The sequence below is a fragment of the Coleofasciculus sp. E1-EBD-02 genome, from assembly GCF_040218245.1.
Lineage (GTDB): Bacteria > Cyanobacteriota > Cyanobacteriia > Cyanobacteriales > Coleofasciculaceae > Coleofasciculus.
Genome location: NZ_JAVJQN010000060.1, coordinates 13,793 through 40,276 on the forward strand (window position 1 = coordinate 13,793; position 26,484 = coordinate 40,276).

Annotated in this window: 18 protein-coding genes; 4 read left to right on the plus strand and 14 right to left on the minus strand. The window is 47.4% G+C overall.

What is annotated here, in order from left to right; all coding sequences use genetic code 11:
• Window positions 1-51 precede the first annotated feature (51 nt).
• From RIC07_RS10370 to RIC07_RS10395, 6 genes are all read right to left on the minus strand, one after another.
• Window positions 52-1,602 (minus strand): ATP-binding protein, encoded by a 1,551-nt coding sequence (locus RIC07_RS10370; RefSeq protein ID WP_446394464.1) that lies wholly within the window; start codon window positions 1,600-1,602, stop codon window positions 52-54.
• 557 nt (window positions 1,603-2,159) lie between these two features.
• Window positions 2,160-2,321 (minus strand): hypothetical protein, encoded by a 162-nt coding sequence (locus RIC07_RS10375; RefSeq protein ID WP_446394448.1) that lies wholly within the window; start codon window positions 2,319-2,321, stop codon window positions 2,160-2,162.
• Window positions 2,322-2,439: 118 nt separating this feature from the next.
• Window positions 2,440-2,592: a hypothetical protein gene (locus tag RIC07_RS10380; RefSeq protein ID WP_446394449.1), complete on the minus strand. Its 153-nt coding sequence runs from the start codon at window positions 2,590-2,592 to the stop codon at window positions 2,440-2,442.
• Window positions 2,576-6,391 (minus strand): PAS domain-containing protein, encoded by a 3,816-nt coding sequence (locus RIC07_RS10385; protein ID WP_446394450.1) that lies wholly within the window; start codon window positions 6,389-6,391, stop codon window positions 2,576-2,578. The genes RIC07_RS10380 and RIC07_RS10385 overlap by 17 nt, the downstream gene beginning before the upstream one ends.
• A 426-nt stretch (window positions 6,392-6,817) precedes the next feature.
• On the minus strand, window positions 6,818-7,189 hold the full coding sequence (locus RIC07_RS10390) for a hypothetical protein (protein WP_446394451.1): 372 nt from the start codon (window positions 7,187-7,189) through the stop codon (window positions 6,818-6,820).
• A gap of 277 nt (window positions 7,190-7,466) precedes the next feature.
• Window positions 7,467-15,245 (minus strand): PAS domain S-box protein, encoded by a 7,779-nt coding sequence (locus RIC07_RS10395; protein WP_446394452.1) that lies wholly within the window; start codon window positions 15,243-15,245, stop codon window positions 7,467-7,469.
• 44 nt (window positions 15,246-15,289) lie between these two features.
• On the opposite strand from RIC07_RS10395, the gene RIC07_RS10400 reads away from it, so the two are divergent.
• A complete protein-coding gene (locus RIC07_RS10400; RefSeq protein WP_446394453.1) occupies window positions 15,290-15,442 on the plus strand; it encodes a hypothetical protein in 153 nt (50 codons plus the stop codon).
• Window positions 15,443-15,729: 287 nt separating this feature from the next.
• Window positions 15,730-16,698: a cation diffusion facilitator family transporter gene (locus RIC07_RS10405; RefSeq protein ID WP_446394454.1), complete on the plus strand. Its 969-nt coding sequence runs from the start codon at window positions 15,730-15,732 to the stop codon at window positions 16,696-16,698.
• A 265-nt stretch (window positions 16,699-16,963) separates the two neighbouring features.
• On the opposite strand, the gene RIC07_RS10410 is transcribed toward RIC07_RS10405, so the two are convergent.
• From RIC07_RS10410 to RIC07_RS10420, 3 genes are all read right to left on the minus strand, one after another.
• Window positions 16,964-17,095, minus strand: coding sequence for a hypothetical protein (locus RIC07_RS10410; protein WP_446394455.1), 132 nt, complete (start codon window positions 17,093-17,095; stop codon window positions 16,964-16,966).
• The gene (locus RIC07_RS10415; RefSeq protein WP_446394456.1) at window positions 17,088-17,633 is read right to left on the minus strand and encodes a hypothetical protein; all 546 of its coding nucleotides are present in this window, start codon (window positions 17,631-17,633) and stop codon (window positions 17,088-17,090) included. The genes RIC07_RS10410 and RIC07_RS10415 overlap by 8 nt, the downstream gene beginning before the upstream one ends.
• 68 nt (window positions 17,634-17,701) lie before the next feature.
• Window positions 17,702-20,455, minus strand: a complete 2,754-nt coding sequence (locus RIC07_RS10420) for a valine--tRNA ligase (protein ID WP_446394457.1) — start codon at window positions 20,453-20,455, stop codon at window positions 17,702-17,704.
• A gap of 196 nt (window positions 20,456-20,651) precedes the next feature.
• On the opposite strand from RIC07_RS10420, the gene ilvN reads away from it, so the two are divergent.
• Window positions 20,652-21,170 carry an acetolactate synthase small subunit gene (gene ilvN / locus RIC07_RS10425; RefSeq protein ID WP_006103562.1) on the plus strand — a complete coding sequence of 173 codons (519 nt, stop codon included), beginning with the start codon at window positions 20,652-20,654 and terminating at the stop codon, window positions 21,168-21,170.
• 167 nt (window positions 21,171-21,337) lie between these two features.
• Here ilvN and RIC07_RS10430 read toward each other — a convergent pair whose 3' ends face one another.
• The 3 genes from RIC07_RS10430 to RIC07_RS10440 all read right to left on the minus strand — a co-directional run bounded on the left by RIC07_RS10430 (window position 21,338) and on the right by RIC07_RS10440 (window position 23,941).
• A complete protein-coding gene (locus RIC07_RS10430) occupies window positions 21,338-21,538 on the minus strand; it encodes a hypothetical protein (RefSeq protein WP_446394458.1) in 201 nt (66 codons plus the stop codon).
• Entirely contained in the window at window positions 21,492-22,937 is a 1,446-nt protein-coding gene (locus RIC07_RS10435) for a M23 family metallopeptidase (RefSeq protein WP_446394459.1), read from the minus strand. The genes RIC07_RS10430 and RIC07_RS10435 overlap by 47 nt, the downstream gene beginning before the upstream one ends.
• A gap of 143 nt (window positions 22,938-23,080) precedes the next feature.
• Window positions 23,081-23,941 carry a biotin--[acetyl-CoA-carboxylase] ligase gene (locus RIC07_RS10440; protein ID WP_446394460.1) on the minus strand — a complete coding sequence of 287 codons (861 nt, stop codon included), beginning with the start codon at window positions 23,939-23,941 and terminating at the stop codon, window positions 23,081-23,083.
• Between the two features lie 165 nt (window positions 23,942-24,106).
• On the opposite strand from RIC07_RS10440, the gene pgeF reads away from it, so the two are divergent.
• Window positions 24,107-24,898 (plus strand): peptidoglycan editing factor PgeF, encoded by a 792-nt coding sequence (gene pgeF / locus RIC07_RS10445; RefSeq protein WP_446394461.1) that lies wholly within the window; start codon window positions 24,107-24,109, stop codon window positions 24,896-24,898.
• Between the two features lie 439 nt (window positions 24,899-25,337).
• On the opposite strand, the gene RIC07_RS10450 is transcribed toward pgeF, so the two are convergent.
• Window positions 25,338-26,138: a TPM domain-containing protein gene (locus RIC07_RS10450; protein ID WP_446394462.1), complete on the minus strand. Its 801-nt coding sequence runs from the start codon at window positions 26,136-26,138 to the stop codon at window positions 25,338-25,340.
• Between the two features lie 119 nt (window positions 26,139-26,257).
• The coding region (locus tag RIC07_RS10455) for a hypothetical protein (protein WP_446394463.1) at window positions 26,258-26,484 on the minus strand (227 nt) is incomplete at its 5' end.

Here is a 26,484-nt window from a genome sequence, read left to right on the forward strand (position 1 = left end):
CCTTTGTCAGACGTGCGCCCTTTGTCACAGGTTATCGGTAAAACCCGTCATTCATCCCCGAATCACCACAATGGCACGATTTCCGGGAGTTTTTGCCGATTCTGTGGTTGTGCGATCGCTAATCGGGGGAAGTCCCTGGCGCTGGTCGAAAATCACCAGCCAGCCCGTATCTAGACCCAACCCCGCCAGATAACGATCCAACTGCTCTAACCCAGCTTTTATCGGATCAGGACGCCCCTCGCGCCACACTTTCAACTCCATCCCCAATGTGACATCCCCATAACGCAGACATAGATCCATCCGATCTGTACCAATAGCATATTCCCGCTCCAAAGTACCGCCTCCATTCACCACCCGATGCAAAAATGCCATGAGTACCAGATGAGGCGCAATCTCGTGATACGGCGCACTTTTGAGTAAGGGTTCCCCATGCTGTCGCCAAAAGCTGAGAAACGCATTCAGGAGTTCCTCTGGAGCAAGTTTTCCGTCTGGAGTCAGCCAACTGGGGGAAATTTGCGGTAAGGATGCTTGCGGGGTTTGGCTTAACACCCGAGGGAGTACCTCCTGATAGATGGGATTCGCGATCGCTAATCCTCCCTGGGGACTCATGCAACACAAGCCCAAATCCATCAGGAATTGTACATCATCATTGGGAATATCCCCCAACTCTCGACCGACGAGCATGGGTTCAATAATCGCCCGTACCCGATCTTCCTGAAGTAGGCTAGCTAAACTATCCAGATGGGTATCTTGTCGTTGAATCAATATTTCCTTGGCTTGCTCGATATGATCCACTGTGATTACCTGTTGCGGATCAGGCAAAATCACTTCCACAATGTCTTTGGCTAAGGCATTGACTAACCAGGGTTGACCCTGGGTTAATTCAAATGCTCGCTGTACTGCCTCATGCTCAAAAACCTGCCCGGTTTCGTTGGTATGCTGCTCGTACAATTGGGCGACTTCTTTGGCGGTAAAGTTGCTTAGGGTTAAGGATTTAATCTTGATATTAAAGGGACTTGAGGTATTCAAGCGGTTACTCCCCCCAGAGGCGATTTTATAGTCCCGTACATCCCGCACCCCAATCAGCGCCAGAGAGTGAGGAAATCGTTGGGGACGTTTGGGATACCCAGAACGCAATTGACGCAGTACCGAAATTAGAGTTTCATCCTGCAACGCATCAATTTCATCGATGAACAGGACAAGGGGACGGGGGGAGACTTTTGCCCAAGCCCTTAATGCGGACTGGATACGCTGTCCGGGTTCAGCGGGAGACCATTGCGGTGGATGGAGTTCTGTGGGTAAATAGTCTTCGGCATTCTCGCGCCAACTGCCCAGCATGGCGTTTTCTGCGACTCCTGGATCATGGGGAAAGGCAGCGCCGACTTCTGCGGATACCATGACGGCGGCGTATTGTCCACTGGCAGTTAACTGTTGGGCGAGGGCAAGCATGGCGGTGGTTTTGCCCGTTTGTCGGGGCGCATGGATGACAAAGTAGCCCTGCTGCTCAATCAGTCGGTCTAGGTTAGGGAGTCGCGCTAGGGGTGAGAGCATGTAGTGGATGTCGGCTTTGCACGGACCGGCTATGTTAAACCATTTGGGCATGGGAGGCAGGTGGCAGAAGGCAGGTGGCAGAAGGCAGGAGGGAACTCTTGAGAGTTTTCCCATCATTTCAAACCCGTTACTTTATGGTATCAATAGTTTTGAATGAGAGACCCTGTAGGGGCGGGTTTCACTACTACCCTTTCGTTCCTCACCTAGATGTGACTAAACCCGCCCCGATCAAGTGCGAGAGTTTTGACCCTTGCCAATGATTGTCGGGCATGGTTTCGAGACTTCCCGTGAACAGTCAGAATGTTTAACCGGGCATGATATGAGTTGGGTTTCGTTCCTCAACCCTAATCCCATATCCGCCGTAACCCACCAGGCAGTGTCCACCTGTAGGGTGGGTTAGGCGGTGCTTCGTAAAAAAACAAACCATCTAATCCCATATCCGCCGTAACCCACCAGGTTATAAACAGCGCCATTGAGTAAAGGGCGACCCGAGTCAATTGAGTGGACGCCGTTGTGAATTGATGCAAGCGGGTCGCCCCTACCATAATCAACCGTAGGGGCGCACCGACGTGCGCCCTTTGTCACAGGTTATCGGTAAAACCCGTCATTCATCCCCGAATCACCACAATGGCACGATTTCCGGGAGTGCGATCGCGAATTGGGGGAAGTTCCTGGCGCTGGTCGAAAATCACCAGCCAGCCTGTCTCTAAATCCAACCCCGCCAAATAGTAGGGTGGGTTAGGCGGTGCTTCATTGAGGAAACAAACCATCTAATCCTATATCCGCCGTAACCCACCAGGTTATCCTTCAAAAACAGCGCCATTAAGTAAAGGGCGACCCGAGTCAATTAAGTGGACGCCGTTGTGAATTGATGCAAGCGGGTCGCCCCTACACATCATCCTGGCGTCCTTTGTCAAAGGTTATCGGTAAAATCCGCCCTGACCGAGTTTTGATCGCGTGGATAGTTGACATTTCGTTAATTACATGAATTCGGGGTAAGTTGGGAAGGCGATCGCGCTGGATATCATGTCCTGGATTCACTTAAATTAACGGGAATTTCGATAATAAATTCTGTGCCTTTACCTAACTCAGACACACAGCTAATTTTACCCTGATGTTTGTCTACGATAATCTGGTGACTTATGGCTAACCCTAACCCTGTGCCACTCCCGACAGGTTTGGTGGTGAAAAAAGGATCAAAGATATGCTGACGCACATTTTCACTCATGCCAATTCCGTTATCGCTAATCTGAATAATAATGGATTGGGGGATGTTTTGAGTGTTGAGTGTTGACCCAAGGCTAGGCTGATCTGGAACCTGGTTTATAGGGGTGAATTTTTGGATTTTCGTTTCGCTATTGATGATAATGTTTGTGCCAAACCCGCCCTGACTGACTGTTGAGTTAACCTCCTTATCTCCCTTACTTTCAGACGCGCAATGGCACGTCTCTACACGCTCCTGTGTACCTCCAGATTCTTTATTATTAGAGACTTCAGTGGTAATGGTAATCAATCGAGGTTCGGCTTTACAGTCTAAGGCTTCAATTGCATTATCAAAGATATTGATAAAGACTTGATTTAACTGACTGGCATAACAGGCAACTTGGGGAAGTTGGCTATAGTGTCGAATCACTTGAATTTCTGGGCGATTGCCTTCAGCCCGGAGTCGGTGCTGTAACATGAACAGGGTGTTATCGATGCCTTCATGAATATCAACGGGTTTTAATTCTGCTTCATCTAATTTGGAAAAGGATTTGAGCGATCGCACAATTTTCTCGATGCGTTGAACCCCTATTTCCATGGAGTTAATCAGCTTAGACCAATCCTCGACCAGAAACTCTAAATCAATGTCCTGAATCTCTTGCTCAATCTCAGGGGTGGGTTCGGGATAGGTTTGCTGGTAGAGTTGCACCAGTTGTAATAAGTCTTGGAAATAGTTACGGGCATAGGTAATATTGCCGTAGATAAAGTTGGTGGGATTATTGATTTCATGTGCCACTCCCCCAACCATGCGCCCTAAACTGGACATTTTCTCGGTTTGGATCAGTTGGGCTTGGGTACGTTTTAATTCTTTCAGGGTGTCTTGTAGCGCCTTGGCTTTTTTCCGTTCGCGGGTTTCTGATTGCTGCAATTCTAATTCTATTTGTTTGCGATCGCTAATATCGCGGTGAGTGCCAGTCATCCGCCCAGGTAAACCGTTTTCATTCTCAGCCACAACTTTCCCGTAGTTGGAAATCCACTTATAATTCCCGGATTTCGTTCGGAGTCGATAGTCTAATTTGTAGGGAATAGAGTGATCGTGTAAATGCGCCTGCAACAGTTCCATCACCCCCGGTTTATCATCGGCATGGATCAGGTTTTCCCAAGTGCTGACATGTCCGGGGAGTTCATCACACTCATAACCCAGCATATCGAACCAGTGATGGGAGAAATACACCTCTCCGGTGTTGACATTCCAATCCCATAACCCATCTCCAGAGGCGTCTAATGCTAGTTGTAAACGTTCTTCACTCTGGCGTAAGGCGGCTTGCGATCGCGCCCGTTCGATGGCAATTTTGGCAAGGTAGAGAATTTGATCAATTAAGTCTTGATCTAGGTTAGTTGCGGTTTGCGGTTGGTCATAATACCCGGCAAATGTGCCTAAAATGCTGCCATTACTGGATAAAATGGGGACAGACCAACAGGCTCGCAACTCATGAGCTAAGGCTAAGTCTTTATAATTTGCCCATAACGGATCAGTGGCAATATCGGTGACAATAACCGTTTCTTGGCGATACGCCGCCGTACCACAGGAACCGACACCCTCACCAATTTCCACACCATCGATCGCTTGATTATACGCATCAGGTAAACTCGGTGCTGCACCTAAGCGCAGTTTCCCCTGTTCATCGACTAAGAGAAAGGAACAGCGCATTTGCCCAGAGCGTTCCTCAACAAATTGGGCTAAGGCTGCTAAAATATCCGGGAGGGGCGCATCGGAGGCAATCTGTTTCAGGAGATCATTTTGCTGTTCTAGCACAATTTGGGCTTGCTTGCGTTCTGTTATATCCAGAACCGTTCCCATTAGTTTAATCACCTGATTTTGGGCATTCAAGACAGGTTTACCGCGACCTTCTAGATAGCGAATTTCACCATCAGGGCGGATAATTCGATATTCGATTGTGTAGGATTGAGGAGTCTTGATCGCGTTTTTTACCTGTTGGGCAAATAAAGGACGATCATCGGGATGAATCCAACTCAGATGTTGTTTATAGGTGAGGGGGTTTGGGTTAGGTTCAAGCCCATAAATTCGGAAGAGTTCCGTTGACCAAATAATCTCCCCCGTCAGCCGATCCGACTCCCAACTGCCAACAAATGCAATTTTCTGGGCTTCGGTGAGTCTGGCTTCAGACAGGCGCAGGTTGGCTTCGGCTGTTTTGCGATCGCTCATATCAATCGCAGCCCCCAGGGTTTGTCGGGTTGTCTCGTCTGCATCCTGTTTAAACACGGTTTCTCGGCAAAATAACCAACGCCATTCCCCGTTTTTGTGGCGCATCCGGTACTCTAACTCAAAGACTTCCCCCACGTTGGCATGTTTAATTCGTTGTGCATGATCCCAAAGGATGGCAAGATCATCGGGATGCATCAGTAGCGAGAGAACCTGATTCCCCATCTCTTGGATTTCTTCGGGGGTATAACCTAAAATTTCATGGATTTCCCGGTTCGCGTAAATATTGCGTTGTTCTACCCAGTCATGAATGTAGATAATATTGGGATTAGCATCATTAATTGCCTGTAACCAGCGCTGAGACTCTTGCAGGGCTTGATCCAGTTGCTGGCGTTCAATTCCTACCGCGATTTCATTCGCAACCGAGGCGAGGGTATCCAGAGTGGTTGGGGATAAGGGATGACGGGCGAACATTGCCATAACCCCCACCAGTTCATCTTCAACGATCAGGGGATAACCCGCAAAGGATACCATTCCTTCCCGTCGCGCCCAGTCTGGATCAGTGAGTTCTGGGTCATTGAGGATATCATTGGTGAGGTGGGGTTGGCGTTGACTGGCGATGCGACCTAGTTTTGAGTCACTCAGAGGTATTTTGGCATGAGCGCCATTAATATGAGTGTATAGTCCCGCCGAGGCTTGTAACTCTAAGATATTGTCTTGGGAATTCAGCGTCCAAATTCGGGCAAAGGCGACATCCAAATGTTGGACAAAAGCCTGAGTACAGCGAAACAGCGTTGGGGATAAATCACTTTCGGAGCTCAAGGCAAATCCGATATCTGAACGTAAGGCTAAGCGCCGCGTATGTTCGGCTAACTCGGCTTCGGCTTGTTTGCGATCGCGAATTTCTTGGTGCAACTGGGCGTTTTGGTTCTGGAGTTGCTGGGTTAATAATTTCAGATGCAGGTGAATTTTAACCCGGGCTAACACCTCATCCAGTTGAATCGGTTTGCTAATATAATCAACCGCCCCTAAGGATAATCCTTTGACTTTTGCCTCAGAATTCGACGTATCCACCGCCGCCGTCATAAAAATGACGGGAATATCTTTGGTTTTCTCCCAGGCTTTCAGATGACGACAGGTTTCAAACCCATCCATGTCTGGCATCATCACATCCAGTAAGATCAGATCGGGATTCAGTTTCTCTAAGAGTTTCAGCCCTTGCTCACCACTTTTAGCAATCCGCACCTCAAAGCCAGCATCTCTCAAAAAATCCGAAACCAGTTTCAGATTCTCTGGCGTATCATCGATGACTAGAATTTGTGCATAGCTTTCAGAATTCTGCATCTCCCCCCAGACGTTCGTCAACTCGTTTGGGGAATCTGGATGTAACTGAGAGTTTGGATAGAGTGACATTTTAGCTTAGTTTCCCTTGCCCGGTAATGCCATTCTATTCGCTTGGCACGGGATGGGGTAGATAAGGAGTCTAGTTTCACTCAAAATTTAACTTAGCTAGCATCGACGAGACGATCTTCAGTTTCCCGATTACTCTGTCGCCGTTTTTATCTAGCTCAACGCTAGACTAAATCTATCAAAAAGCTGATCGGGTAAAGAGGGCGGGTTTTGTCTGTTCAATTATCTCAGACGATCAACATTGATCCCTAAACTCGCCCCTAAGTTAAATGCTACTGACTTTAGAGTTTGTAGTAAGCGCTTTAGCGCTTCTGGCACTAAAGTGCCTACTACGAACCCAGCTTAAGTCAATGACATTCCCCCTAAGTTAGGTGGACACAATTAAAGTTAGCGGTGGAGATTAGGGAACAGGGAACGGTACAGAATGTCCTAACCTGTCTTGGTACTGCTATAATCTTTCAATTTCAGCAATGCTTTAGCCTTAGCCATTCGCACCAAATGTTCTAAATATTCATAACTTTGCCAAATTTTTTCTTCATCAGGTGTTAACCCAACAGTGCGATTTTTCTCCAACAATGTTTGAATTTGAGTTTGCAAAGCTGGAGAGGGACGCAGGGCAATAATTTCTTCGGGTGTTGGTAGAGTTGCTAAGAATTCCAAGACTTCAGCTATCCCAGAAAAACCAAAATGAGTGATAGCTTCAAATTCTCGTAAACCCAGTTCCAGAATTTGAGGTAAGCAATTCTCCAGAGCGTTAACTCGTTGTGCTAAATCGTCAGGAAGGTCAAAGGTAACTTGCATGGGAAAAATTATCTAGGATATACAGCGCTTTGCGCTGTAATAAAGTACAGTAAATCAAAGTCCCCCTTTTCGATCCCCCTTCCGTCCCCCTTAAAAAGGGGGAGACCAGAGGATGCTTCGCTTTTTTTGCACGGGGGATTTAGGGGGATCGACAATGTACCGCATAGCAGAGCAAACTGCTGTAAGTCGGTGGACATTAAAGTTAAAGGTGGAGAACTCGCTTGCGCGAGTATGACAAATGACAAATGACAAATGACAAATGACAAATGACCAGTCCCTAATCGCCAAAACAATTATCCAATAAATCAACAATTTTGTCATAGTCAAACTGAGCCGCTAGTTCCAACACTTCAAGGGCAAAGGGAATATAATCCGGATTAATATCTTGCAGTCGCATCGTCTCCTCCTCAACCCCAGCAACATCCCCCATACTCGCCGCTTCATAGAGAACCCTTAACTCCTCCTGCGTCGGAATTACGCGATCGCCTGATTCCAAATAAGAGTTAGAGGGTTCAGCTTTATCCTGATAAACCCATGACACATTTAAATACACCTGAACTTTCTGAAGTAAGTCTGCTGTAGCAATTGGCTTAGTAATAAAATCAGTACAGCCAGCCTCTAAACTCTCAACGCGGTTATTGGCAAAGGCATTAGCTGAAATGGCAGTAATTGGGGTTGTGTTAAACTCAGGGATTTGACGTAATTCTTGGGTCATCTGATGCCCATCCATCACAGGCATAACAATATCAACCAGAATCAAATCCGGTTGCCATTCCCGCGCTTTGTCTAATCCCTCTTGTCCATTCGCGGCTTCTTGGATGTCAAAGCCAATGGGTTCTAAAACACTCCTGAGAACCGCGCAATTTTCCCAGCGATCATCCACAATCAGGATTTTACGTTTAGCACCAGAATACCCCACAATTGTCTCCATCGGTTTTGCCGGAATAAACTTGGCTGAAGAAGAGACTTCCGGTAAATCCACCTCAAACCAGAATTTACTCCCCACGCCGGGATGACTTTCAACCCGAATTTGGCTTCCCATCAAGGCGATGAGTTTCTTAGTAATTGCTAATCCTAATCCGGTGCCTTCATGGTGACGAGAAGTTTCCTTAATTTGCTCGAAAGGTAAGAATATTGTCTCTAAGTCTTCGGCACTCATGCCAATTCCCGTATCTTCAACCTGGAAGCGGATTTTGTCATTTTTCATTTGTCCTTGGTCATTTGTCCTTTGTCCTTTGTGAATTATATTTACTGTAAAAGTGACAGTCCCTGTATCGGTAAATTTAACCGCATTGGAAAGCAGGTTCATTAAGATTTGACGCAGGCGCTTTTCATCCCCATGAACGACTTGCGGTATAGGGGTAGGATCATTGTAGTTAAAGGTAATATCTTTTTGAATAGCTTTGAGGCGAAAGATTTCACAGAGTCCGACGATAAATGAGGGAAAATGAAAGTCTTCGGGATAGAGTTCCAGTTTTCCGGCTTCTACTTTCGACAGGTCTAAAATATCGTTAATCAGGGTGAGTAAGTGTTCACCGCACTGGTGAATAATTTCAATGCCGTCCTTTTGTTTAGAGGTTAAATTAGGATTGGGTTTAAGAATTTGAGCATAGCCTAAAATCCCATTTAGGGGCGTGCGGAGTTCATGACTCATTGAGGCTAAAAATGCACTTTTGGCACGATTGGCGGCTTCGGCGGCATCTTTGGCTTTAGCTAATTCGATCTCAGTTTTCTTCAGGTCAGTTATATCAATTTCAATCCCATCCCAAACGGTGCTTCCATCCGCTAAACGACGGGGGGCGGAACGCAAATAAGACCATTGAATATCACCGCTAGGCATTCGCTTCCGCATCTGCATCTCAAAAACCGAAAGATTACGCCGCGACACTTCGGTTAATTGCTCATTAATCAGGCGATCTTCTTCAACAATTAGATTATGCAGAACACTGGCATCCTGGAGAACAACCTCTGGTTTAATGCCGACTAATCGTTCAATTCCGGCGGTGATGTGGGAGAAGTGAAACTTGCCATTGGTTTCTCTAACAAGTTGATAAATTAAACCATTGGGCAGATTATCGGCTAGAGTACGCAATCGATATTCCCGCTCTTGTAACGCTAATTCTGCCTGTTTACGATCGGTGATATCTTTACCAATTCCCACTGTAGAACCATCGGGTAAGCGAATATTTGCCCAAGTAATTTCCAGGACTTCACCCCTGCGGTTTCGAGTCTGAAAGTCTTGCCAAGTCCCATCGGCTTTGAGCATAAAGTCTAACACTGAGGCGCGATAATCGGGGTCAGGATAAGCCTCTGCCATAATATCAAGATCTCGCATTTCTGCCAGTGACCATCCCAATGTTTGCTCAAAGGCTGGGTTAATGAATTCTACCTCAACCCCTTCTTTATAGAAGCACAACAAGATTGGAATAGAATCAAAAATTGTCTGGAGAATTCCTTTTTGCTGACTCAATGCCAGTTCAGCTTGTTTGCGATCGCTAATGTCTCTGAGAATGGCGGTACAGATAATTTCACCATTAATGTCTAGTTTAGAAATTGAGGCTTCCATGGGAAACTCCGTTCCATCCCGGCGGCGACCAAAAATTTCATTGCGTTCTCCCATTTGTCGGGCTTTACCCGCAGATTCGGCAAAATTAGTGACGTGATGGCGGTGAATTGTAGCGGCGCGAGGGGGTAAGAGTAAATCCAAAGGTTCACCTAATACTTGAGCGGCTTTGTAACCAAACATTTGTTCTGCACCCTGATTAAATAGGATAATCCGTTGTTCACTATCTACGGAAATAATCGCATCTTTAGCAATTTCTAGAATGCCGGAAAATCGCGCTTGAGAGGCAGCTAAAGCCAGTTCAGCTTGTTTGCGATCGCTAATATTTCGGGTGAGGGCAATGACTTCATTTTGATTCAGGGGAACCATTCGCGCCTCGAAGTATTGTTTACCCTGATTAAGGGGTAGGGAATACTCAACACTAACCAGTGATTCAGTTGTCAAAACCTGATCAATCGCGGCATAGAGTTTTTCTCCGGCATCAGTCGGGAATACGTCTTGAATTTTATGGTTCAGAAATGAGTCGGGTGAGGTATATAACTCCTGATAGTTTTTGGTGCGAAAATCGAGAATCGTGCCATCCGCCGCCAGCCGAAATAGGATATCCGGAAACGCATCAAAAATGGCTTGCATTTCCTGATTCGTTTGCCGTAATTGGGTTTCCACCTGTTTCAATTCGGTGAGATTGCGACAATTGACGATAACGCCAGAAATCTGCTGATTAGCATCCAGGTAAGGGATATAGGTGACGCTGATAAATTCCTGTTTCCCTCCTGGATAATCAAACCATTCTTCATAGCTTACCGTTTCACCTGCCAGACAGCGATCTAAATTCGGTTTAATCACCTGTTCAAACACCTCATCTCCCAGCAATTCACTCACCGAATGTCCGACAATTTCGTTATAGTGTTTTTGATTCCAATCCAGATAGGCTTGATTGACAATCTGATAAGTGTAATTGCTATCCACCAAGGAAATGGCATCGATTGTTGATGACACAATCCGTTCATACCGTCGCAAGGCATCTTCGGCTTCTTTGAGTTCAGTAATATCTTGAGACGTTCCCAAAATCCTAATCACCCGATTATTTTCATCCCGCTCAAATACCACTTCCCGTGACAGTAACCAGCGCCACGAGCCATCTTTATGGCGAAATCGACTCTCGGTGGTTAAAATATCGCTATCTGATGCCGTGTTCCAAAAGTTTATATTCCGCTCAATTAACGGCAAGTCATCGGGATGGAGGACATCCAGGAAAAACTGTATTCCTCGTCCGACAATTTCGGCGGGAGTGTAGCCTAAGATATCCAGAGATTGTCGATTAATATACAGATCGGTTCCCGCCGTTGGGTCAAACAGGTAAAGCAGTTGTGGCGAAGCATTAATGATTTTTTCAATAAACCGTTGATTTTCCTTAAGTTGGAGTTCAATCTGTTTGCGATCGCTAATATTAAAGCCCGTGCCAATCAGTCGATAGATGCGGGAGTTGCTGTCTTTCAGGGGGGTTAAATTACTAATCCACCAAGAGTCTTTTCCGTTAATCTGTAGCGAATGTTCATAGGTTATTTTTTCTCCTGCTGCCAGACAGCGATGATACCGTTGACATACCGCCTCAGCAATGTCTGGCGCTAATACCTCTTGTGGCGTTTTCCCTTGTATTTCTGAGTTACGCAGACCGGACATCCGTTCATGGGTGGGATTAATACTCACATAGCGAAATTCACCATTTTCCAGAACGTCAACGATAAAGACAGCTGCTTCAATTCCCTCATAGATGGTGCGTAAAAACGCTTCCCTTTCTCTTAACGATTCCTCCATTTGCTTCCGTTTGGTGATATCAGTAATCATGCCTAAGGTTCCCGTCGCTTGTCCCGATGCATCACAAATCGGAGTGGTGGCGACTAACGTCCACAAATCAGAACCATCACGGCGGCGAAACTTAAATTCGTGCTGTTCATAAATTCCCTGACGGCGACGCTCTAAGTTTTGGGTAGCTATGGCTTTCCCCGCCTCATCCATAAAGGCAAACATGGGTTGTCCCAGCATCTGCTCAACCGAATACCCCAGCATTTGCGCCATTTTCTGGTTAACAAATATCGTATTCCCGTCCAAGTCGATACTCCAAATTCCCTCATCAGCGGTTTCGACAATGCGACGATATTCTTCCTCTTGCTCTCGTAAGGCTTCCTCAGCTTGTTTCCGTTCCGTGATATCAATTAAATACCCGACACATTCCACAGGCGTCCCCATTTCATCCCGAATCAAACGCAGTTCCGTGGCGAACCAGTGATACGTGCCATCGCCATGGTAAAAGCGATATTCGTAGGTACAATATCCCTGAGCAAACAGTTGCGGCATAACCTCGTTCATCACCGTCATATCCTCTGGGTGAACCCGCACCGCCCAAAACTGAGCATTGTGGATAAAGTTCTCAGCATCATAGCCAAGAATCGTGCTAGCATTTTCACTCATAAACGTGGCGGAGTAATCGCCTGCGGCTTGAGAACTAAAAATAACCGCTGGACTCGCGGTGAGCAGATATTGTAGGCGTTCTTTGGTAGATTGAAGTTCTAACTCAGCTTGTTTCCGTTCGGTAATATCTTCCACCAATCCCACAAAGCGCAAAGGTTCTCCCGCCTCATCTCGCACCACCGAAATATCAGCAGTAATCCAGCGTTGTTCACCATTGGCTCGAATGATTCGATACTCCCGCTTCACTGAATGTCCTTGAAACTGTTGGCTCAGGGAATTGAGAACCAACGGACGATCCTCTGGATGTATCGCCTCTAGCCAGGATTGGGGGTCTTGATATAGACTCTCACAGGAGCGTCCCCACATCCTTTCGTAGGCGGGACTAACGTAAAGAAACGTACCGGAACTGACGGAGTGAACAAAGAAGAACTGACTCACGGTTCTGGCAATTTCTTGGAAACGGTTCTCACTCCTGATTAAGGCTTGTTCAAATTGCTTGTGATCGGTGATATTCTGAGTGACAACCATCCCGGCGATGATGTTACCCGCATCATTTCTCACCGCCGTACTCTGACATAAATAGGTGAACCCTCCGAGGTTAATTTCTTGAGTCTGCTCAACTCCGGCTAACGCGGCATGATAAAGTGGCTCAACCATGGCGCAGTTTTCTGGTGGTAAAACCTCCCAGAGGGTTTTGCCACGCAAGGCTTCCCCGCGATGTCCGGCTTCGGTTAACGCTTGACCATCCGCCACCAGATAGCGTAGGTTAGGGTCAAACAGGAACATGGCTCCATTGGGGAAATTCCTTGCCATGGCGCGATACAGGTATTCACTGGTACGGAGAGCGTTTTCAATCTGTTTGCGATCGCTAATATCCCGTGCTACCCAAATTACTGCCTGATCAGACAAAGGCGCAATAGAGATAGTCAACCATGTCTCATGGTTATCGAGGTTTAAATTGTAGTCAAAATAAAGGGTGTGCTGGGTATCCAGTACCTGTTGCACTTGGCTGAACCAAAGTTCCTCCGGGTCTTGAAAAAACTGCTCGACAATGATATTTAGCAGGTGAGAGTCTTCTGGGGATAAGTAAGTTCGCTTAGTCGGGGAAACTTCGATAGCTTTCTGCCTATCAATAATTAGGATAATATCGTTAATCGCCTCAAAAATAGTCCGAATCCGTTGCTCAGAACTATACAGCTTACCTTCGAGTAACTGACGTTCCACTATTTCTCGCTTTAATCGTTCATTCGCTTCCCTTAACTCAGCCGTTCGTTGAGCAACGTTGGCTTCTAGAGTATGATTGTAATCCCGTTGGAGTGCCTCGGCTCGCTTGCGTTCGGTGATTTCAAAAAAGGCGATAATTGCGCCGATAATTGTCCCCGTTTCATCGAGTAAGGGTGTTGCATAAGCTTCCACGGGAATAATCCGACTCCGTTGATGAATTTCCAGATCATCCACTATCATTTGTTCCCCGTTCAGGGCGCGAACTACAGGCAGATTTTCCACCGGACAAAACTGCTGGGTGTCGCTCTGATAAATCTGATAGGTTACGGCTAAGTCCTCGATTTGGGCATCGGGTAATGTCTCAATTTCCAGTAACTCTTTTGACTTTTGATTAGCATAGGTCAATTGTCCAGTTACATCATGAACCGATATACCTACGGGTATGGCTGCCAGAATTTGAGTCAATCGGCTTTCACTTTGGGTTAAGGCATGATTGGCAGATTGCAATTGAGTAAAATACTGGTGTAATTGCGCTGCCATGGTGTTAAAAGAATTTGCCAGTTGACCGACTTCATCCTTACGGTTAATCGGTATGGATTGCTGCCATTCTCCCCGTGCGATCGCGTCAGCGGCTCTATTTAACGTCAGAATTGGTTTCGTTATCCAGCGAACGGTAATAATTCCCAGCACAATAGACAGGATTAATGCCGCTACAGACAAAGCAATTGTGGTGCGCGTATTGGCATGAATTTGCTGCATAAAATCAGCATCAGAGAGAACCACAACAATCAGCCAATTGAGTCCATACTCATCCTGAAACGGGGTAACTTGAACAAATTGACGTTCACCATTTTGTTTGAACCTAAGCGATTGGGATTGATTTAGGTTGGATAAATTACCTAATTTTGATAATAATTCTTGCGTCGTGGTTTGAATGAGTGGATCACTAATTTGAGTCGCGCTAATCCGTTGAGCAGTTTGGGAGGTATCTTGACCGTAAACGGCTAAAGTATCAACGGAATGGGCAACCAATAAGCCATTTCTTTCTATAATAAAGACTCTGCCATGTTCTCCCACATCCAACGTTTGCAGAAACTCATTGACGGCGGAAAGAGATAAATCGGTGGATAAAACGCCTTGGAGAGTTCCGGTTTGATCAGAGAACGGATAACTCGCCGCAATGCCTAAACCCAAATCAGCGGGAACATAGAGATAAATCGGACTCCAGGTTGGTTTACCCGCCGCCACAGCCGTTTGGTAAAAAGGGCGTTCTCTGGTGTCATAATTGGTTCGATTGACTAATAATTCCTGCTGATTTCCTTGAGGATCAACACTGTAAACTTTTAAAATTCCTTGGGTAAAATTCTCGGTAAAGGCAACGGACAACCCGCGTTCATCATTCCCTGTTGAAACCAGTCCCCCCTGAGGGTTACTGAAATAAATACGATTCAGGGAATCAAACACTTGAATTTGCTGCAAAAAGTGGCGTTTTAAGCTACTCTGGTCTGTGAGATCCAGTTGACCCAGGCGGATGGCATCAGCATTTGTGGCATTAACCTGAAGCGGAGTTTGGAGGTAAGCCGTTAGACGTTCAAAGACGCGATCGCTAATTTCTGCTTCTAACTGAGTCGCCAAGTCACTCACGGCTTCCTCACCATGGCGATAGGAGAGATATCCCACTAATCCTACGGTTCCGACAATTTGCAGGACAAACGGAACAATAATAACGGTTCTCAGAGGCAGCTTTCCGGCAACATTAGCTAGGAATGATTTTAGAGATTGACCAGGATTTAGCATACAGGAAACGGGGAATAAGTAGGTGGACACAATTAACGTGAACGGTGAATATCGTCATTGGTCATTGGTCATTGGTCATTGGTCATTGGTCATTGGTCATTGGTCATTGGTCATTGGTCATTGGTCATTGGTCATTGGTCATTGGTCATTGGTCATTGGTCATTCGTCATTGGTCATTCGTCATTTGCGATAATTGAACGGTTAGGTCAGGGCGGGTTTAGTTACATCAGGGTGACAAGGAAATGTTAGTAGTAAAACCCGCCCCTACATCCCCTTATAGGTGTAGGTTTTTTATTTTAGGGTGGGGACTAGACTTGGAGGACAAGGGAGGAAAGTAGACAAGGGGGAAAACCTCCCCATCTTCCAGACGTAGCATGCTACGTCTCTACATTACTTCCCATCTCTGGCAATCTTGGCGAAAGAAGACACAGATTGGGCTTACTATTGGGTAGTTTCCCCTGTTGGGTTCACTACCTTCTGACACATGACTGAAGGATCACATCGCATTCAGACGAGTCGTCTGATACTATTTACAACGCTTTGGCTAACCTTATTTATTTTATCGGTTAAAGTTTCTGCGGCTTGGGCGACGCGATCGCTGAGTCTTATGGCAGAATCGATGCAGACGTTACTGGTTAGCTTCAGTACCCTGCTGAGTTTATATAAGCTAATCGCCCATGAGCATCCCATCAGGCGATCGGTGTATGGTCATGGTAAGTGGGAAACCCTGATCCTATTCTTACTGATTGGCTTTTTTGGGTTTACCGGATTAAATGTCTGGGGAATGTCAGCGCAACAATTATTGAACCAACCGTCAGATGAGTGGTTGACGTTTCCGGTGCGAGTAAGTTTACCCCTGATTCAATTACTCGCCGTTGTGATCATTACCAGTTTAGGATTGGCATTAGTTGGACGGTATCAAGGGAAACAACTGAGAAGTGCTGCTTTAGGGTTTAATGCTCGACAACTGTTGTTGGATGTTTGCCTGACTCTGGTTGTACTCCTAGGACTTTTGGGCGTCGAGGCGGGGTTAGTCTGGCTGGATGTAGTGCTAGCCATTGTCCTGGTTCCCGTGGCGGTGAGGAATTGCTGGCAAGTGATCAACTGGCAATTTCCCCTACTGGTTGAGCAAACCGCGATCGCTCCCGAAATTCTAGCGCAAATTGCTCACCAAGTTGGCGGAATTACTCACTGTTATCATATTCAGTCACGAGGAGTTGTCGGGCGTTATGTGTATATTCAAATGCACCTAATCATCCATCCTGAATTTGCTGGTGTAACTTCTTTACTGGTGGAACGAATTAAGGGGATGATTGAGGAAGAATATGGACCTGTACAGGTGACATTTTATATTGATGATGACTTTACGATAGCGGCAAATCGTCATCGTTCAGGGTTAATGTCAGATCAGAATCCTGATAATCCAAATAATCCTGAGTTCGGGGATTGGTAATTTGTCGTCATTCGTCATTTGTCATTTGTCATTTGTCATTGGTCATTTGTCATTGGTCATTTGTCATTGGTCATTTGTCATTGGTCATTTGTCATTGGTCATTGGTCATTTGTCATTTGTCATTTGCGATAATTGAACGGTTCGGTTGGATCACGCCAGTAGGGTGCGTTAGCGTTCGCGAAGCGTTCCCGCAGGGTAGCGTAACGCACCATTTCAAAAGATAGTAGTAAAACCCGCCCCTACAAAAGATGTTTTATCGGAACGCCTATTCTCCCCCTGCTCCCCCAGCTCCCCCAGCTTCCCCAGCTCCCCCAGCTTCCCCAGCTTCCCCAGCTCCCCCAGCTCCCCCTGCTCCCCCAGCTTCCCCAGCTCCCCCTGCTCCCCCTGCTTCACCCATTTCCCTTATCTTCCTCATCTCCCTCATCACCCTCATCACCCTCATCTTCCTCATCTTCCTCATCCGGAAGAGTAATATTATACTTTTCTAATTGATCCTGTAACTTGGCTTCCCGTTTCTCCATGTCTTGCTGTTGGAGTTTTAATTCAATTTCCAAGGCTTGAATATTTTCGCGACGGGCTTCCATTTCAGCACGCTGACGAGTTAAATCTTGACTTTGTAACGTCAAATCCTGTCGCCATTGTTCGGTGCGGGTCACTTCTTCCTGTAAGAACATGGGGGTAATTCCGATAGTTAGATATCGGTGGACGAAGTTTAATACCCACTCCTTGGCAGATTGAATATCCAGAACCTCTTGATTGTCAGACATATCGACCAACACTAACGATCCTTGATGAAAGGCGTTCGCACCATCCAGCGAAATGCTTTCTGGTGGATTAATGACTGCCCAGCAATCATCCGATTCTTGACGGGCTAACAATTGGAGTTCAATGCTGCCGTCTTTGTCATTTTTTTGCACTTCACCCAGATGTAGCATAGCCTGTTAGTTGTTGGTCGTTAATGAGCAAGGAATTGATTTTCACGGAGGAATAATTTATGATCGTTTTAAAGTCGCTTTAGGCGATCGCGCAAAATTTCAGATTGATGCATAGACTCACTCAATGCATCCTTAGCACCCTGGACAATAGGGGCGGGGGCTTTGTTGACAAAGTTTGGATTCGCCAAACGACTCGACAGAGATTTGACTTCAGCATCGATTTTACTGAGATCTTTTTCTAACTTAGCGCGAAGTGTTTCCACATCAACTAAACCCGCTAGAGGAATAATCACTTGAACCGTACCCGTTACACCTGCCATCGTGTTTTTCAATTCTTCGGTTAAGGCTGGCACAATCGTTAAGGTATCAACTTTGCCTAAGTCTTGTAGATAAGATTCACCCTTCTGTAAAATCTCCCGTTCATCCGGATTTTCGCTTTGCAAAATCACGGGGGCTTTTGTCTTCGGTTTCACACCCGCTTCTGCACGCAGGTTACGGATGGTGCGGATTGCATCAATGAGTAACTCGAACTGCTTTTCTAGATCTTGATTGATGGGAAATACACCCGGTTCGGTTTCCGAGTCGGGTAGCGCGGGATAGGGTTGTAGCGCTAAACACTCGTCTGTCTTTTGAGTTAAAGTATGCCAGATTTCTTCGGTAATGTGCGGCATAAACGGATGCAACAGTTTCAGGATACCATCCAGGACATGTGCCAGGGTTTGCTGGGCGATTTGCCGCGATTGGGTTCCCTGCTGGCGTAACCGTTGTTTAACCAGTTCAATATACCAGTCACAAAAGTCACCCCAGATAAAGTCATAGAGTCCCTTGGCGGCTTCTCCTAAACCGTAACTATCGATATCCTGACGGGTTTGAGTAACAACTTGGTAAAAGCGGGAGAGAATCCAGCGATCGCTTAACTCTAATGTATCCCCTTCCTGTGCCAATGGCGAACCCAAGACTTGAGGCGATTTCCCATCCAGATTCATCATCACAAACCGCGCCGCATTCCACAGTTTATTGGCAAAGTTGCGCGAGGCTTCTACGGATGCGGATTCATCGGTCTGGCGATTATACTCTAAACGAATATCTTGACCTGCACCTGCGACTTCCCGGATTAAGGTATAGCGCAGCGCATCGGTTCCATATTTCTCGATCAGAAGCAGCGGATCAATACCATTATTTGCCGACTTGGACATCTTTTTGTTATTTTCATCCCGGACTAAGCCGTGGATGTAAACGGTTTGGAATGGCATTTGATCGGTAAAATATCCGCCCATCATCGTCATCCGGGCAACCCAGAAAAAGATGATATCAAAGCCTGTAACTAATACGGTGGTAGGATAGTACGTCTCTAAATCTGGCGTCTGTTGGGGCCAGCCCATGGTGGAGAAGGGCCACAAGCCGGAGGAAAACCAAGTGTCGAGGACATCGGGGTCTTGGATGAGCTTGACAGATTCGCCAAATTGTGATTTGGCTTTTTCTAAGGCTTCGGCTTCACTATGAGCCACGATAAAGGGAGTATTATCGGTAATTTGTCCCCCCGTTTCACTCACCGCATACCAAGCCGGAATTTGATGTCCCCACCAGAGTTGGCGAGAAATGCACCAGTCCTCTAATTTAACTAACCAGTCCCGGTAAACTTTTGTCCAGCGATCGGGGACAAAATTGGGGGAGTTATGCTGATCCAGCGATTCCAGGGCTTTATCCGCTAGGGGACGAATCTTGACGAACCATTGGGTGGATAATAGGGGTTCAACCGGAACCTTTCCGCGATCGCTATAGGGAACGGTATGATGGTAGTCTTCTACCTTAACCAGGCATCCATCCGCCTCGAGGCGCTGCACCACATTTTTCCGTGCCACAAATCGGTCTTGTCCTTGAAACTCGCCCGCATTTTCATTCAGCGTGCCATCTTTATTCAGAATAGTAATGAAGGGCAAGTCATGGCGTTTGCCCATTTCAAAGTCATTAGGATCATGGGCGGGTGTAACTTTGACGCAGCCTGTCCCGAAACTAGGGTCAACCAACTCATCTCCAACCACCGGAATCTCTCGCCCCATAATCGGCAAGGTCAAGGTTTTGCCAATTAAATGCTGATAGCGTTCATCCTTGGGATTCACCGCCACTGCTGTATCCCCCAGCATGGTTTCTGGTCGAGTCGTCGCCACTTCCACTGACCCATTTCCCTCACTCAGAGGATAACGAAAATGCCACAGATGACCATTAACTTCCTTATTTTCCACCTCCAAATCCGAAACCGCCGACTGTGACTGGGGACACCAATTCACCATATATTCACCCCGGTAAATCAGTCCGGCGTCATAGAGTTGGACAAAGGCTTCCAGCACCGCATTAGACAAGCCTTCATCCATCGTGAACCGTTCCCGCGACCAATCCACCGACACGCCTAAGCGACGCAATTGGTTAACAATCCAACCCCCTGATTCTTCCTTCCATTGCCAAGCGCGATTCAGATAGGTTTCCCGTCCGACATCTTGACGAGTTTTGCCCTCGGCTTTCAGTTGCCGATCTAAGATTGTGGACACCGCAATACTGGCATGGTCAGTCCCCGGAACCCACAGCGTATTAAACCCCTTCATCCGGTTATAGCGAACTAGGATATCCATAATCGTTTGTCCCAAGGCGTGACCCATGTGCAGGCTACCCGTGACATTGGGCGGTGGAATCACCATGGAATAGGGTTCACCACCTTGTTCGGGGTGGGCTTGAAAGACGCCCTGTTCTTCCCAGAACGTCTGCCATTTAGCTTCGGTCGTGGTGGGATCGTATTGAGTGGGTAGGGAGGGAGTGGTTGCTGTCATTGGAATCTTGCGTTTTACGTTTAATTTTGCCATACCCGATGACGGGGTTTGGGTTTCACCGAGATTAAAGTCAAAAAATAGATGAATTAAGTCTTGTTATTTTTTCAGACCACGATAAGATATAAAAGCCTCATGCCGAGACCCGATTATACATAAACAAGAGGCAATTGCCTTTGTGCCACTTTGGTGTTAGCTGATGAAACACACCCTTTCCGTTTTAGTCGAAGATGAAGCTGGCGTTTTAACTCGCATCGCTGGTTTATTTGCCCGTCGCGGCTTCAATATTGAAAGTCTCGCCGTTGGTCCTGCGGAAAAAGTTGGGATTTCCCGGATTACGATGGTAGTGCCTGGGGATGAGCGATCGATTGAGCAACTCACCAAGCAACTCTACAAGTTGATCAATGTGATCAAGGTTCAAGAGATTACCACCACGCCTTGTGTTGAGCGGGAATTAATGTTGATCAAAGTCAACGGCACCAGTTCCACGCGATCGGAGATTATTGAACTTGCCCAAGTCTTCCGGGCGCGGGTGGTCGATATTGCCGAAGATTCCCTAACCATTGAAGTTGTGGGAGACCCTGGAAAAATGGTCGCGATCGTCCAGATTTTGAGCAAGTTTGGACTGCGAGAAGTCGCCCGGACAGGAAAAATTGCCCTAATCCGCGAATCCGGTGTCAACACCGAATATCTCAAGTCCCTAGAAGCCAAAGTATAGCTGAAAACCCGAACCCCCACTCAGTTATTGACACCCTTGGGGAGGTGAGAAAGGAGACACCCCCTTTTATTCATCTGTAGGGGTTCATCTGTAGGGGTTCATCTGTAGGGGTTCATCTGTAGGGGCGGGTTTAGGAATTACGTTGTCCGATTAATGATAACCTTTGTTCAAAACCCGCCCTTTCTCAGTTTCCCCAAAGCAGGAGATTGGGAATTGGGAAATTGGTGATTAGTGACAGGAAAAATCAGGAAAAATTCTCCCCCTGCTTCCCCTGCTCCCCCAGCTTCCCCTGCTCCCCCTACTCCCCCTACTCCTTCTACTCTAAGAGTCCGATTGCTCGATCGCCTGTGCCACCTGCAACGCTTCAATCAGTTGAGCCATAGCATATTCTAAATGAGCGCCAGCATCAACCGCCACCCAACCATCGGTAGTTTGATGACGCCATTCAAAGTGAAGATGTGGACCCGTGGAAAATCCGGTGCTACCAACCAGCCCAATCACATTACCCTGATCCACCGATTCACCCGGTTGCACAAAAACTTCTGACAAGTGAGCATAGCGGCTTTCCTGAGTCCCTTCCTCATGGCGCAAAATCACCGTTAGTCCATAGCCGCCTAAGTAATCAGCCGTAGCCACCTCACCCGGAGCCACCGCCAAAACTGGTGTCCCCGTCGGGGCGGCGATATCGGTACCCGCATGGAAACGAGATGTCCCCGTAATCGGATGGGTGCGCCACCCGAATACTGAGCTAATTGCCGACGGAATGGTTAAGGGGAAAATAAAGCTGGCATTACCGACGATAGTACGTCCCTGGGGTCGGTTGGAGAAATTATAGTACGTCAGACCCGTGGGAGTAGTTTTGGATGATGCCGTTGGGGATAGAGAGGAGACAGGAGGACGGCGCGTAAACTGTCTGCCCCCAGAATTGCCAGACACGGCAACCCGTTGAACTGAACGGACTGGGCGTCTCACACTGGCATTGACAGCAACTGGAGGTGTAGGAAGTCGAGTTGCGGCTCCACCAGTTCCTCCCTGAGGTTGAGGGGGTTGAGGTTGAATTCGCCCTGCCACTGTTCGTGATGTTGGCGTCGCTTGACCCCCACAACTCCCACTCGTCAATCGTCCATTGCGCGACACGGTTTGACACCCTGTTGACCGCTCCGTCACAACCACAGTGGGCTTTTCAGTTCCCCGTGTTGCCCCAATACTGTAGTTCGTCGAATCAATATAGCTATTATTCGGCGCGGCTGGGGTTTGAGTTGCTGTCTGAGCCGGGGACGGATTAACAATAACCTTCGGAGGTTTGGCTAAGGTAGCGGGAGCTGGAATGGATAGATTCGGCGCGTTCAGTCTCGGTTTTGCCGCTGGAGGTGTCGCCACTCTGGGTGTGGGTGCAGCCGGAGCCGGGGCTGGAGGCTTACTAACAGTAACCGGTGCAGGAGCCGCAGGTTTAGGCGCTGGGGGAGCAGGGGGACGGTAGGCAGGTTTAGGCGCTGGCGCTGGGGCTGGCGGTGCAACAATAGCTTGTGGCGCAGCAGGTTTAGGCTGGGCAGGAGGTGCTGGGGGCGGCGGGGTAAATTTAATCGCTGGGGGAGCAGGCGGTGCGGCTGGGGCTGTGCCTGCGTCGATTGGTGCATCAGTTTGAGCAACGACTAAACCACTACTGAGAACACCAAGTCCTCCCATCACACTGATGCCCTGCTTCAGCCAGGGATACCGATAAAATACGCCCGTTGGGGTGGAATTGGCGACGGTTTCTTTATTCATTTGCGACTCACTCCTCATGGCTCACTCTCAATCTAATATCGAGTAAAAATTTTTAGTCAATTTAAGGGAATTTAATTAGGCAAGAACACCGATTCCGTAATTCAAACAACTCATACTCAACCCGTAAAATTTAACGTTGGGACTCAAGGCACCTCTTGAGAATAACCCAGACTAATTGTACCGGGCTTGAGGTGAATTTCGGGACTGATGGTGGTATCAGCATTTGTATCCATTGCCTGTGCTGAGTTTACGCTAACTCTTAGATCACCCGTTGACGTGACGCCTTTAACGATGCCACGATGTCCGTTGACTTGAATCGAGGCTCCCTGATGAAACAGTAACCTTTGATAGGACAACCGTAAATTATCAATGCCTGATTCTAACCCGTAGTGGTATCCCGATCGCAATCCCTGGATCACGATTGCGGCTAACATTTCTAGGGAGGTTACGGATGGACTCATGGGTTGAGTCGCAAAAAAGGATTGTAAATTAATCCCTGTGTCTGGCACAGGATTACTCCAGTTAATGCCTACCCCAATCACCGCTTTAGTAATCTGCCCCTGAGACAGTCGAGTTTCGGTGAGAATCCCCCCCAACTTATCACCCAACAACAGCAGGTCATTATGCCATTTAATCAGGACAGGAATACCATAGCATCTTAACGCTGTAGCAATACCCCAAGCACTGCACATCGTTAGCTGGGCGCTATTGGATGCTTCCACATTCGTGGTTAAACCCAACGATAAGTATAGCCCACCCTGCTCCGATTGCCATTGCCGTCCCCACTGTCCTCGTCCAGCCGTCTGTTGAGCCGCGATAACAACGGTAGGAGGTGAGGTTCCTCTATCCAGCAATTCCCAGAGGGTTTGATTAGTAGACGATAGGCTGTCAAATAAGTAGATAGGACAATCCCCGATATCTTGAAGTCCTGGGAGTCCAGAGTGGGATAGCTGTGGCGTGACGGTTTGCAGGGCTATTTCCAGAGTTTGTTGATTAAGTACCACTACAGCTTAAAGATTAGCTAAGCTAGCCTATTGTACTCCTGACCTTCCCTTGATGGAATAGTGTTTCCTATGTAAATTTTCTGGGACACAGCAGACAATGAACAATGAACCCGTAGCTTGCTTGACGCTTCGCAATTACCTACCATGAACAATGAACAAAAATCAATGCATACGTGGCACTGGCAAACGTGGGACAACTTACCGTATCTAACCTGTAGCCTTCTCAAACCTTGGCGTCACGGCTTCTTCACCTCCGCCTTTTCCCCTCGTCCCCCTGACCAAATTGTAGAAGCCCTACAGCCTGAAGCGAATGTTTATCGGGTACGCCAAGTGCATGGCAATACTGTCTTGACACCCTCGGAAATTGTGGTTTCAGTTACTCAACAGGAGACTCAGACACCGGAAAAGCCAGAGGCTGATGGTATCCTCACAGAACAATCCCAGCAAGCGGTGTGGGTTTGTACGGCTGACTGTACGCCTGTACTGATTGGCGATAAACAAACGGGACAAGTCGCGGCGATTCATGCGGGATGGCGAGGAACAGCAGCTCGAATTGTGCCAAATACGATCGCACGATTCCTAGAAACAGGTAGCCGCTTAGACAATCTTAGGGTTGCCATGGGACCTGCGATCGCGCCAGAAGTGTATCAAGTTTCGGAAACCGTCGCCATAGAAGTAGGTTCTAGCATTATCCCCCCAGATAAAACAGATACGTCTGAATCGATTTTGGCTGAATTACAGCAGCTTCCCCATTCCCCAATTTGGGAAGATCCCCATCCAGGGCGAGTACGGTTAGATGTACGGCGGGTGAACGCCATACAACTCGAACAACTCGGCTTCCAGGATGAACAAGTCGCGATCGCGCCTCACTGTACCTATCAGCAACCGGAGTATTTCTTCTCCTATCGTCGCACTCAGCAAAAAAAGGTGCAGTGGTCAGGAATTGTCAGCAAGTAAGACTGTAGGGGCGCATAGACGTGCATTGGTGTCAATTTAAGGTAGAAAACCAATGCTGGCAAGGTTTTAACCTGTGTCTATCTACTCCTCGACATTTTCCCCCTCATCCCCTAACCCCAACTCCGGACCTGACTTTGCTAGCGAATGTTACTGGCATAGCGTGAAATCAAATAAAATCGTTAGCCGCTCTAACGTATTTCGGTCATTCTAGGGCAGAATGTTAAATTCGCCAGCAGTATCCCTCCCTGGGGAGAAGGGGGATCGGATTCTCTTACTCCCCTCTTGCTCCCCTCTCCCAAGCTTGGGAGAGGGGCTGGGGGTGAGGGCTGGCGTGGGAGAGGGGCTGGGGGTGAGGGGTTGAGCTTAAGTTGACACCAATGATAGACGTGCGCCCTTACTAGAAAAAACAAATGACCAATGACCAATGACCAATGACCAATTACATATCCGACGCTGTCGTTTGACCAATGAACGGTGACAGGTAAGCCACTAACGCCCCTAGCGCAAACGCCAAGACATTCCGGAATAAAGGCAACCATTCAGCCGTCCGAGTGACAACTGGACCGATTCCGAAAGCAATGAAGAGAATACCCCACAAGGGAGAAAAGATTAATGCCCATTGCCAAGCCACAAGCTGTCCATCTTTGCGCGGAATCGCGGCAAATCCCAAAACGACACCACCCACCAAAGAGGTAATCAAGGTAAGAATCCACTGTTCTTGAGGCAAGCCCGGAACAACGTTACATCCACCCTTATTTAGGCACGTTTTAACGGTGTCTAATGACTGGACAATTGCCTGGTTTTCCCCATTCTCGCGCACAAAGTAGAGATTACCAAAGCGTGTCTGTAACTCTACCCAAAAGGTACGGGGTAGAAATTGATATAAATCGTCACCCACGTTAAAGCCCAACAGGTTACCGCCTCGTGGGTCAGCAATCAGTAAAACACTTTTATCATTGAGTCCCCAGTAATCGCGAACGGCTAAACCGGGTGTACGGTCATATTGAGTTAATACCCGCAGCTTCCAGCCTGTTTGTGCCTCAAAGCTTTCTATGTCTTGAATTAAGGCTTCTTCCTGAAGCTGGGGGAGCAGGTTCGCCAAGTCAATAATGGGCGTCTGGGTTTCCGGGAGTAGATCGGGGTTGTTATAAGCCTGAGCGGATGGTGCGATCGCCCAAACAGAGCCAGCCAGACAAAACGCTACCAAGATTACCAAAAATCGTTTAAAAAGATCCAGCATTGCGATACACAAAACAATGGACAGGGGTGAAATATTTTAAGCGGGAGATAAGATCAGGTTAAGGTACAAGTTTCTTTACACTTGTTTACTTTACTCTAATATTTGGGATTTGTCATTGGTTAGGGAACAGGGAACGGGGAACAGGGAACGGGGAACAGGGAACAGGGAACAGGGAACGGGGAACAGGGAACGGGGAACAGGGAACAGGCAATAGGCAATAGGCAATAGGCAATAGGCAATAGGCAATAGGCAATAGGCAATAGGCAATAGGTAAGGTAGAGTTTTGAGTTAACTTCCTCATCTCCCCCAGCTTCCCCATCTCCCCCATCTCTCCGATTGTAAAGAT

Coding starts and splice junctions, on each gene's coding strand:
- RIC07_RS10370 (WP_446394464.1), bottom strand. CDS start 1,602: ATGCCCAAATGGTTTAACATAGCCGGTCCGTGCAAAGCCGACATCCAC.
- RIC07_RS10375 (WP_446394448.1), bottom strand. CDS start 2,321: ATGGTTTGTTTCCTCAATGAAGCACCGCCTAACCCACCCTACTATTTG.
- RIC07_RS10385 (WP_446394450.1), bottom strand. CDS start 6,391: ATGTCACTCTATCCAAACTCTCAGTTACATCCAGATTCCCCAAACGAG.
- RIC07_RS10390 (WP_446394451.1), bottom strand. CDS start 7,189: ATGCAAGTTACCTTTGACCTTCCTGACGATTTAGCACAACGAGTTAAC.
- RIC07_RS10395 (WP_446394452.1), bottom strand. CDS start 15,245: ATGCTAAATCCTGGTCAATCTCTAAAATCATTCCTAGCTAATGTTGCC.
- RIC07_RS10405 (WP_446394454.1), top strand. CDS start 15,730: ATGACTGAAGGATCACATCGCATTCAGACGAGTCGTCTGATACTATTT.
- RIC07_RS10410 (WP_446394455.1), bottom strand. CDS start 17,095: ATGGGTGAAGCAGGGGGAGCAGGGGGAGCTGGGGAAGCTGGGGGAGCA.
- RIC07_RS10415 (WP_446394456.1), bottom strand. CDS start 17,633: ATGCTACATCTGGGTGAAGTGCAAAAAAATGACAAAGACGGCAGCATT.
- RIC07_RS10420 (WP_446394457.1), bottom strand. CDS start 20,455: ATGACAGCAACCACTCCCTCCCTACCCACTCAATACGATCCCACCACG.
- ilvN (WP_006103562.1), top strand. CDS start 20,652: ATGAAACACACCCTTTCCGTTTTAGTCGAAGATGAAGCTGGCGTTTTA.
- RIC07_RS10435 (WP_446394459.1), bottom strand. CDS start 22,937: ATGAATAAAGAAACCGTCGCCAATTCCACCCCAACGGGCGTATTTTAT.
- pgeF (WP_446394461.1), top strand. CDS start 24,107: ATGCATACGTGGCACTGGCAAACGTGGGACAACTTACCGTATCTAACC.
- RIC07_RS10450 (WP_446394462.1), bottom strand. CDS start 26,138: ATGCTGGATCTTTTTAAACGATTTTTGGTAATCTTGGTAGCGTTTTGT.